Annotated in this window: 1 protein-coding gene; it reads left to right on the top strand. The window is 68.1% G+C overall.

The annotated features are described in order from the left end of the window. Positions 1–749: transglycosylase domain-containing protein (locus tag EOA38_RS38020; RefSeq protein WP_189435243.1), on the top strand; the 749-nt coding region annotated here is incomplete at both ends.

Genomic DNA, 749 nt, shown 5'->3' with positions numbered 1-749 from the left:
ACTGGCGGCTCGAAACCCGCCTCGACCAGGTCGACAGAGAGTTCATCGACATGCTGGTCGCCTATGAGGACAAGCGTTTCTGGGACCACCGCGGCGTCGACGTTCTGGCGCTTTGCCGCGCCGCCAGCCAGTTCGCCACCAGCGGCCACATCGTCTCCGGCGGCTCGACCTTGTCGATGCAGCTTGCCCGGCTGATCGAGCCGCGCGACAGCCGCAGCCTCGCCTCCAAGGCCAAGCAGATCCTGCGCGCTATCCAGATCGAGCGGCGACTGTCCAAGCAGGAAATCCTCGAGCGCTATTTGACCCTGGCGCCCTATGGCGGCAACCTCGAAGGCGTGCGCGCCGCCTCGCTTGCCTATTTCGGCAAGGAGCCGAAGCGGCTGACCGTTTCGGAATCCGCCCTCCTCGTCGCGCTGCCGCAACTGCCCGAAAAACGCCGGCCCGACCGCAACCTCGACATCGCCCATGCCGCGCGCGACCGGGTGCTCGACCGCATGGTCTCGTCCGGCCTGCTTGGCGAGCGCGAGGCTGCGCGCGCCGCCCTCGACGATGTCTCCGGCCTGCGCCGCAAGCTGCCGGCGCTCGCTGCGCACGCTTCCTACGCCATGCTGCCCAAGGCGGAGCCCGGCAAGCCGCTGCAGCTCACCATCCGCAAGAGTGTTCAGCAGGGCCTGGAGCAGGTAGCGAGGGAGGCCGCCAGGAAGCTCGGGCCTAAACTATCCGTCGCCATGGTGATGGCCGATGCGCGC

It is taken from the genome of Mesorhizobium sp. M1E.F.Ca.ET.041.01.1.1, from assembly GCF_003997355.1.
Taxonomy (GTDB): Bacteria; Pseudomonadota; Alphaproteobacteria; order Rhizobiales; family Rhizobiaceae; genus Mesorhizobium.
The sequence above is the reverse complement of the archived record's forward strand: the minus strand, read 5'-3'. Positions and strand labels throughout refer to the sequence as shown.